At 75.9% G+C, this 10029-nt stretch carries 2 protein-coding genes; both read left to right on the top strand.

Going from position 1 to position 10029, the window contains the following annotated elements; all coding sequences use genetic code 11:
* Positions 1–2447: SDR family NAD(P)-dependent oxidoreductase (locus AQJ30_RS01675; RefSeq protein ID WP_159052279.1), on the top strand; the 2447-nt coding region annotated here is incomplete at its 5' end.
* 144 nt (positions 2448–2591) lie between these two features.
* Complete coding sequence (locus AQJ30_RS37655) at positions 2592–10013, top strand: beta-ketoacyl synthase N-terminal-like domain-containing protein (protein ID WP_067227877.1); 7422 nt, start codon at positions 2592–2594, stop codon at positions 10011–10013.
* Positions 10014–10029: the final 16 nt, after the last annotated feature.

The following is a 10029-nucleotide window of genomic DNA, read 5'->3' as shown; positions in this document are numbered from 1 at the left end:
GCCCGGCACCGACGGCCACGGCGACCACCGCCGCCCCCGCCGACGTCCCCACCCCGTCCCCCATCGGCCGCGGCCACGCCGGTCTGGTCGAGCTGCCCCTCCCCGACCGGCTCGTGGACGCCTACCCGCAGGGCGCGACCGCGCTCGTCGTGGACGACGGCAGCGAGGTCGCCGGGGCCACGGCGGCCCGGCTGGCCGCGACCGGCTGGCAGGTGCGGGCGCTGCGGCTGCCGGGTGTCCCGCAGCGCGTCGAGGGCGCCACGGACCTGCCGCTGACCGGCTGGGGCGCCACCGAACTGTCCTCGCGCCTGGAGGAGCTGGGCGACGAGAAGGTCCACCTCGCGGTGGTGTTCGCCGCCGCGGACGGCCTGCCGTGGGCCGAGGGGACACGCCGGCTCGCGCACACGCTGCTGGTCGCCAAGCACCTGGTCGCGCCGCTGACGTCCGCCGCGCGGGCCGGTCACCGGGCCGCCTTCGTCACGGTCACCCGGCTCGACGGCTCGTTCGGCCTGACCGGCGTCGCCGAGGACGCGGCGCCCGCCGGTGGCGTCGGCGGTCTGGTCAAGACCCTCGCCGTGGAGGCCCCGGAGCTGTTCTGCCGCGCGGTCGACCTGGCCCCCGGGCTCGGTGCCGACGAGGCGGCGGAGCTGGTCCTGCAGGAGGCGCAGGACGCGGCCCCGGCCCCGGTGCAGGTGGGCCGGGACGGCGGCCGCCGGGTCGCCCTCACCCCCGCCGCGGACGCGCCCGCCGCGACCGGCGCCGCCCTCACCGCGGACGACCTGCTCGTGGTGACCGGCGGCGGGCGCGGCATCACCGCCCGCTGCGCCGTCGCCCTCGCCCGGGCCCACCGCCCCGGCCTGCTGCTCCTCGGCCGGACCGCGCTGGGTGAGGAGCCCGCGTGGGCGCACGGCCTGACGGACGCGGCCGCGCTGAAGGCCGCCGCCGTGGCGCACCTGAAGGCGTCGGGCGAGAAGCCCACCCCGAAGCGCGTCGAGCAGCTCTACGGCGCGGTGGTCGGCGAGCGCGAGGTGCGCCGGACGCTGGACGAGATCCGCGAGGCCGGCAGCGAGGTCGCGTACCTGGCCGTGGACATCACGGACGCCGCCGCGACGGCCGCCGCGCTCACCCCGTACCGGGAGCGGATCACCGGTCTGGTGCACGGCGCCGGGGTCCTCGCCGACCAGCTGATCGCCGCGAAGAAGGCGGCCGAGATCGACCGGGTCTTCTCCGTGAAGCTCGGCGGTCTGCGCTCCGTGGTCGCCGCGCTGGAGGCCGAACGGCTGCGCCACGTGGTGCTGTTCTCCTCGGTCGCCGGGTTCTTCGGCAACCGGGGCCAGTCCGACTACGCCATGGCCAACGAGGTGCTCAACGCCTGGGCCGCGTCCTTCAAGGGCAGGCACCCCGGGGCGCACGTCTCCTCGCTCAACTGGGGCGCCTGGGACTCCGGCATGGTGTCGCCGCAGATCAAGGCGGTGTTCGAGGAGCGGGGCATCGCGCTGATCCCCGAGGACACCGGGACCCGGCTCTTCGCCGAGCAGTTCGACCCGGAGCGGTCCGGTGACGTGGTGACGGTCCTCGGTCCGACGACTCCCCTGTCGGTGCGCGAGGACGCCGCGCCCGCGGCCCCGGCCGTGCTGGAGCGGGACCTGCACGCCCTGGCGGGCGAGCCGCTGGTCGCCGACCACGTCATCGGCGACGCCCTGGTGCTGCCCGCCGCGGCGGCCCTGGGCTGGGCCGCCGGTGCCGTGGAGCGGCTGACGGGCCGGACGGTCGCGCGGGTGCGGGACTTCACCGTGCACAAGGGCGTCGTGTTCGACGGCGGTCTGGAGGGCGCCCGGTTCCGGCTGGCGGTCGACCCGACGCCGGACGGCGCCGAGGCCGACGTGCGGATCGTGTCCGAGGGTCCCGACGGCACCGTACGGCCGCACTACGCGGCGCGGGTGCAGTGGGGTGCCGCGGCCGAAGGCGCCGTACGGATCGCCGGGTTGCCGGCGCTCGGCGGTGGCCGTGACGCGCGGGGGCTGTACGAGGACGGCACGCTGTTCCACGGCCCGTCGCTGCGCGGGCTGCGCCGGGTGCTGGAGTCGGCCGGGTCGCGCCTGGTCGTGGAGTGCGAGCTGGCCGAACACCGGCCGCAGGGCGGGGCGTTGGCGTCCGAGCGGTACGCGCCCGGAACCGCCGACCTGCTGCTGCAGGCGGCGCTGGTGTGGATGCGCCAGAACCGGGACACGGCGAGCCTGCCGATGGGCGTGGCGGACGTCGAGCTGTTCGAGGCGCTGCCGGACGGCGAGCCGTTCCTGGTGGTGGCGGAGCCGGTGTCGGTGAACGGCACGGGCGCCACGCTCACCGTGACGGCCTGCGCGGCCGACGGGCGGGTGCTGGCCCGGTTCTCCGGCGTGTCCCTCGTGTCCACCCCGCAGCTGGCCGCGAAGTTCGCGGGCCGCTGAGCCGACTCGCGAGTGAGCCGGACGGGACGCCCCGGGGCCGGGGGCGCGGGTGCACGGGTCCGACGGGCCCGGCACCGGCGGCCCCCGGCACCGGCCGGGGCGCCCCGGGGCGAACGAGCACAAGAAGCGAGGAGACAGCTGCCAATGAGCAAGTTCGCGATCGTCGGGATCTCCTGCCTGTTCCCCGGGGCGGACACTCCCGACGCGTTCTGGAGCAACCTGCGCGACGGCGTCGACAGCCGCCGGGAGGGCGGCCCGGACGTCTTCGGTCCGGCGCCCGACCCGCGGGACGCGGACCCCGCGCACGCCATCACCTGCCTGCGGGGCGGGTTCGTCACCGGATTCGACTTCGACCCCACCGGGTTCCTGCTGGACGCCGGTGACCTGGCCGGCCTGGACCGGGTCTTCCACTGGTCGCTGCACGTGGCCCGCGAGGCGCTGCGCGACAGCGGCCATGCCGGCCGCCCGGGCCTCGCGGCCCGCACCGGCCTGGTGATCGGCGACTACTCCTTCCCGACGCCCGCCTCCGCGCGGATCAGCCTGCCGCTGGTCCACGAGGCGGTCCTGGACGGCGTACGGCGCGCCGGGCACCCGGCGCCCGCGCCCGCACCCCTGCTCGACCCGTCGGCGGTGCACCCCGCCGACGCCCGGGTCAGCGGCGCACCGGCCCGCATCACCGCCGCCGCGCTGGGCCTGGGCGGCCCCCGCTACGCGCTGGACGCCGCCTGCTCCTCCGCGCTGTACGCACTGAAGCTGGCCTGCGACCACCTGGCGGCCGGGCAGGCCGACCTGATGCTGGCGGGCGGGGTGTGCGCGCCCGACCCGACGCTGATCCACCTGTCGTTCTCCGACCTGCACGCCTACCCGGACAACGACGTCAGCCAGCCCTTCGACGCCCGCTCGACCGGCATCCTCACCGGACAGGGCGCCGGCATGGTCGCGGTGCGGCGGCTGGCGGACGCGCTCGCGGACGGGGACCGGATCTACGCGGTCGTGGACGGCATCGGGCTGTCCAACGACGGCGCCGGCCGCCACCTGCTGGTGCCGAACCCCTCGGGCCAGCTCGGCTCGTACGAACTGGCGTACGCGCGGGCCGGGTTCGGGCCGGAGGAGGTCGACTACCTGGAGTGCCACGCCACCGGTACGCCGATCGGCGACGGCACGGAGGCCGAGTCGGTCGCGTCCTGGTTCGGGCCGCGCGGCGGGGTGCCGCCGCTGGGCTCGGTGAAGGGCAACCTCGGGCACCTGCTGACCGTGGCGGGCCTGAGCAGCCTGCTGAAGGTGATCCTGTCGATGGCGCACGGGCAGGTGCCCCCCACGATCGGCGTCGAGGAGCCGCTCACGGCGGACCTGCCGCTGGTGCGGGCCGCGCGCCCCTGGCCCGACGACCGGCCGGGCCCGCGGCGCGCCGCGGTGTCCGCCTTCGGCTTCGGCGGCACCAACGCGCACGTGGTGCTCTCCCAGCAACCCTCCGAGCAGGCCTCCCCGCAGTCCTCCGAGCAGCCGTCCGACCGACAGCCCTCCCCGCAGTCCTCCCCGCAGGGCGGTGCGCCCGCGGAGGAGCCCGTCGCGCCACCCGCGCTGGACGTGGTCGGCGTGGGCGCCCACTTCGGCACCCTCGACTCGGCCGCGGCCTTCGAACGCGCCCTGTACGACGGCTCGGACGCGTTCCGTCCGCTGCCCGAGCACCGCTGGCGCGGCCTGGAGGACACGGCCGGCGGCACCCTGGAGCGGGCCGGCCTGGACCGCGAACGGCTGCCCGAGGGCGCGTTCGTGGACCGGGTGGACGTGGACCCGGCGGACCACCGCATCCCGCCCGCCGACCTGCGCAACTACAACCTCCAGCACGCCCTGATGTCCAAGGTCGCCGACGAGGCGCTGCGCGACGCGGGCTACGACCGGAGCGTGCCGGCCGGGCAGAAGGCGCCCGAGCCGCGGCGGGTCGCGGTGGTGGTGGCGATGGAGATCGAGCCGAGCGCGCACCTGCACCTGGCCCGGCACGGCCTGGGCGACTTCCTGCGCCGCGCCTACGCCGAGGCCGGTCTCGACCTCACCGACGAGCAGCGGGCCGCGCTGGCCGCCGCCACGCGCGACGCGGTGCACGAGCCGATCGTCGCCAACGAGGTGCTCAGCTACATCGGCAACATCATGGCGAGCCGCATCTCCTCGCTGTGGAACCTGATCGGTCCGTCGTTCACGGTGTCCTCCGACGGCGCGGGCACCGCCGAGGCGCTCGACATCGCCCGGCTGCTGCTGCTGGACGAGACGGTGGAGGCCGTGCTGGTCGGCGCCGTCGACCTGGCCGGCTCCCCCGAGCACCTGCTGCTGCGCGGCGCCGCCCCGGTCGCTGGCGCGGGCCTCAGCTTCGGCGAGGGACAGCGGGGCCGCCGCATCGGCGAGGGCGCGGGCGCGGTCGTCGTCACCCGCGCGGGCGAGGCGCGGCGCCGGGTGTACGCGCGGATCGACTCCGTCGCCGTACGGCACTGCGCCCCCGTCGACGGCGTGCTGCCGGAGGCGGACGCGGCGACACTCGCGGAGGCGGCCGGGCAGGCCCTCGGCGAGGCCGGGATCGGGCCGGCGCACGTCGGCTACCTGGAGGCCCACGCAGGCGGTACGGCGGCGCAGGACGCGGCCGAGCTGGCCGGTCTCGCCCGGGTGTACCCGGCCGGGTCCGGGGCGGTCGCGCTGGGCAGCGCCAAGGCGCAGGTGGGCGACGCCCAGGCCGCGTCGGCGATAGCCGGGCTGCTGCGCGCGGTGCTGTGCCTGCACCACGGCTACCTGCCGGGCGTCCCCGGCTGGCGGCGGCCGGACCCCGAGCTGGCCGGGCACTTCGCGGCCTCCGCCTTCCACGTGCCGGACGCCTCCCGGCCCTGGCTGCGCGGCGGCAACGACGAGCGGCGGTACGCGGCGGTCAGCGTGATCGGCTCCGACGGCGCCCACGGTCACGTGGTGCTGTCCGCCGAGCGCACCCGCGGGGACCTCGTGCCGTCCGACTGGCGGCGGGCCGGCGCCCCGGTGCTGCTGGCGCTCGGCGCGGCGGACGTGGACGGGCTGCTCGCGGAGGTCGCCGGGCACCAGGAGCTGCTGGAGCGCGGCGCCGATCCGTACCGGCTGGCCCGGGCGGCGGCCGAGCGGCTGCCGGGCAGCGCGCTGCGGGTGGTGCTCGTCGGCCGGGACGCGCGACAGCTCGGCGAGCAGCTGGAGCTGGCGACCCGTCACCTGGCGGACGCGTACGCCCGGGGCGAGGAGTGGACGACCCCGGCGGGCAGTTGCTTCGCCCCGCGGCCGATCGGGCCGCAGGGGAAGGTGGCGCTGGTCTACCCGGGTGCCTTCAACTCCTACCCGGGGCTGGGGCAGGACCTCTTCCGCGCGTTCCCGTCGCTGCTCACCCGGTTCGAGGCGGAGGCCACCGACCCCGACCGGATGTTCCGCGCCGCGCAGCTCTACCCGCGCTCCGCGGAGGCGCTGGACCGGCGGGCGTTGATGGCGCTGGAGGGTGAACTGGGCGAGGACGTCCCGTTCATGCTCGCCACCGGCACCACGTTCGCCATCCTCTACACGGACCTGGTGCGCGAGCTGCTGGGCGTGCCGGCGCACGGCGCGTTCGGGTACAGCCTCGGCGAGTCGAGCATGCTGTTCGCGACCGGCGGCTGGCTGCGCTCGGCGCGCCGCGACGACCGGATCAGCGCGACCCCGCTGTTCCGCGACCGGCTGACCGGCCCGCGCCGTACGGTGCGCGAGCTGTGGGGCCTGCCGGAGGACACCCCGGACGCGGCGGTGTGGGGCAGCTTCGTGCTGCTGGAGTCCGCGGACCGGATCACCGAGGCGCTCGCCCGCTACGACCGGGTGTTCCTCACCCACGTCAACACGCCCACCGAGGCGGTCGTCGCCGGTGACCCGGCCCAGTGCCGGGCGCTGATCGAGGAGCTGGGCTGCCCGTCGGCCCGCTCGCCCGTCGGGTCGGTCATGCACTGCCCGGTGGTGGACGGGGAGCTGGCGGGCCTCGCCGAGCTCAACGACCACCCCACGGGCTCGCCGGGCGGCCTGGAGCTGCTCAGCGCCTACGACTACGACACCGTGGACACCCTCGACCGCGCCGAGGTGGCCCGCCGCATCGCGCACACCCTGCGCGGCACGATCGACTTCCCGCGCCTGGTGCGCACCGCCCACGACCGGGGCTTCCGCTACTTCGTCGAGGTGGGTCCCGGCGCGACCTGCACCCGCTGGGTGCGCGACACCCTCGGGGACGCCGAGCACGTCGCCGTCCCCGTGGACCGGCGCGGGGTGCCGGCCGCCCGGTCCGTGGCCCAGCTCGCGGCCCGGCTCACGGCGCACGGGCTGCCGGTGGACCTGGCCGGGCTGCTCGGCCCCGACCCGGTGGTCCCGAAGACCCGGCCGGCCCTGCTGCGGGTGCCGGTGGGCGGCGGCGCGTCGATCCCGGCCGGGGTCGCCGCGCGGGCCGCCGCCGCGCCGGCCGCGGTGTCCGCCGCCCCGGCCGCCCGTACGGCACCCGCGCCCGCGAGCGCCGCAGTCGACGTCAAGGACGCACGGCCCGCGCCCGTCGCGGCCGTTCCGCTGGAGGTAACCGACCCGATGCCCGCCGATCCGACCCTCGACGACGCCGAGGTCATCACCTTCGACGGTGAGCCGATCGCGTTCCTGCCCTGGACACCGGAACCGCAGCAGCCGCAGGCGCCCCGGGGCCCGCACGGCCCGCGGGAGCCGGGAGCGGCCGCCGTGCCCGCCGGACCGTCGTCCGCCGTGCCTCCCGCATCCACCCCGTCCGGCCGGCCTCGTCCCGCGGCCACCACAGCCCCGGCCGCACCGCCGCGCCCCGCCCGCTCCGGCGGCACCGCCGCCGCCGACCTGGTGCAGGAGCTGCGCCGGCAGATGGTCGCCACCCACTCGGTGGTGATGGAGACCCAGCGCGTCCTCCAGGAGCACACGCTGGCCCGCGCGGAGGCGCTGCTCGACCCGCGCGTGACGGCGCCCGCACCCACCGCGGCCCCGGCGCCGCGCCCCCTCCCCGCCGCCGGGCCCCGGCCGCTCCCGCCCGCCGCGCCGCAGCCCGCGCTGCCCGCCGCCGCTCCCCCGGACGCGACGGCGGCCCCGGCGGCACCGGCCGCGCCCACGGCCCCCGACGCGCCCGCGGGCCCGGCGCCCGCCGGCCCCGACCGCACCCCGGGTGTCATCTGGGACGAGCAGCAGCTGCTCGCCTTCGCCACCGGCCGGATCGCCGACGTCTTCGGGCCCGGGTTCGCGCCGGTCGACGGCTACGCCAAGCGGGTGCGGCTGCCCGCCCCGCCGTACCACTTCGTCACCCGGGTCACCGCCCTGGAGGCCGAGACCGGGGTGTACGAACCGTCGTTCATCCGCACCGAGTACGACGTCCCCGAGGACGCCTGGTACGCGGTCGACGGCGGGGTGCCGCCGGCCGTCGCCATCGAGGCCGGGCAGTGCGACCTGCTGCTCATCAGCTACCTGGGCATCGACTTCCGCAACCGGGGCGAGCGGGTCTACCGGCTGCTGGACAGCAAGCTGGTCTTCCACGGCGACCTGCCGCGCACCGGCCAGACGCTGCGCTACGACATCTCCATCAACCGGTTCGTCCGCCAGGGCGACACCACCCTCTTCTTCTTCAGCTACCTCTGCTACGCCGACGGCGAGCTGATCCTCGAACTCAAGGACGCCTGCGCCGGGTTCTTCTCCGAGGCCGAACTCGCCACCCCACTCGGGGTGGTCGTCACCGAGAAGGAGCGGCAGCGGCGGGCGGCGCTGACGAAGACCTGGTTCAAGCCGCTGGCACACACCGGCAAGAACCACCTGACGGCCGCCGACCTGGAACTGCTGGCCGAGGGGCGCCCGGGGGACGTCTTCGGGCCGCACCACGCGCAGGACCCCGGCCTCAACCCGGCGCTGCGGCTGCCGGACGCGCGGCTGCGGATGGTCGACGAGATCCTGGTCGACCGCACCGGCGGCCCGCGCGGGATCGGCGCGATCACCGCGCACAAGCGGCTGGAGCCGGACGCCTGGTACTTCGCGTGCCACTTCCCGGACGACCCGGTGCTGGCCGGTTCGATGGTCGCCGAGGGCGCGGTGCAGACCCTCCAGGCGTACCTGCTGCACCAGGGCATGCACCTGGTGCTGCCCGACGCCCGCTTCCAGACGATCGTCGGGCTGGAGACGGAGGTGCAGGTGCGCGGCCAGATCACGCCGGCGCACTCGGAGATCCGCTACGAGATCGAGGTCATGGAGCTGACGCTGCTGCCGCGTCCCTCCGTGATCGCCGACGTCCTGGTGTACCTCGGCGACAAGCCGGTGATCCGGATGCGCAACTTCGGCATCCAGATCCGGGAGAAGGAGGGCACCCCCTACCGTCCGCCGCTCGGCGGTGTCCCGGAGTTCCTGGGGCGGCGCAACCGCTCCGGCGAACCCGCGATGATCAACGAGCTGCACCTGGCGCACGCCGCCAAGGGCGACCTGGGCACCGCGATGGGCCCGGAGTTCGACGTGTACCGCGACAGCCGGGCGCCCTACATCCCCAACGGCGACTTCCAGTTCGTCGACCGCATCATGCGCCTGGACGGCACGCGCGGCGACCTGAGGCCCGGCGCCGAGATGGTCACCGAGTACGACTCGCCGGCCGACGCCTGGTACTACGCCGAGAACTCCCACCCGCACATGCCGAACTGCGTGTACATGGAGACCTCGCTCCAGGCGGCGATCCTGCTCGGCTACTACCTGGGCGCCACCCTCAAGCAGCCGGAGACCGAGTACTCCATCCGCAACCTCGACGGCCGGGCCACCCTGGTCAAGGACGTCGACCTGCGCGGCAAGACGGTCCGCCACCACTCCACGCTGCTGATGACCAGCGCCGTGACGGGAGCCGTGCTGCAGAAGTTCCGCTACGAACTGTCCGCCGACGGCGAGGTGTTCTACACCGGCGAGTCCCTCTTCGGCTACTTCAGCGAGGCGGCCCTGGCCAACCAGGTCGGCCTGGACAACGGCACCTACGTGGCGCCCTGGATCGAGCAGGCGGCGCCCGCCGACGTCCGCCGGATCGAACTTCCGGCCGACGCACCGCAGTTCAGCGGCGAGCTGCAGCTGCCCGGCGGTCACTTCCACCTCGTCGACCACGTCGACCTCGTCGAGGACGGCGGCCGGCACGGCAAGGGCTACCTGCACGGCTTCCGCAGCATCCGCCCCGACGAGTGGTACTTCGACTGCCATTTCCACCGCGACCCGGTGATGCCCGGCTCGCTCGGCGTGGAGGCGATCCTCCAGGCGCTGCGCCTGTACGTGCTGGAGCGGGGCCTGGCCGAGGGCGTCGAGCGGCCGCGGTTCGCGCTCGCCACGAACGTGCCGATGAGCTGGAAGTACCGCGGACAGATCCTGCGCCACGACGGCGAACTCCGCTTCGACGTGCACGTCAAGGAGGTCCGCCGGGACGGCGAGCGGCTGGTCGTGATCGCCGACGCCGACCTGTGGAAGCCGGGCCTGCGCATCTACGAGCTGACCGACGTGGCCATCGAGGTCCGTCCCGACGACACCCGCGACCAGGCCTGACCGGGCCCGAGGAGAC

Source organism: Streptomyces longwoodensis, assembly GCF_001514125.1.
GTDB classification, from domain to species: Bacteria; Actinomycetota; Actinomycetes; order Streptomycetales; family Streptomycetaceae; genus Streptomyces; species Streptomyces longwoodensis.
Note: the sequence above shows the minus strand (reverse complement) of the source record. Positions and strands in the feature narration are given on the sequence as shown.

Excerpts from the sequence above, each read along its gene's own strand:
- AQJ30_RS37655 (WP_067227877.1), top strand. The coding sequence starts at position 2,592 with ATGAGCAAGTTCGCGATCGTCGGGATCTCCTGCCTGTTCCCCGGGGCG.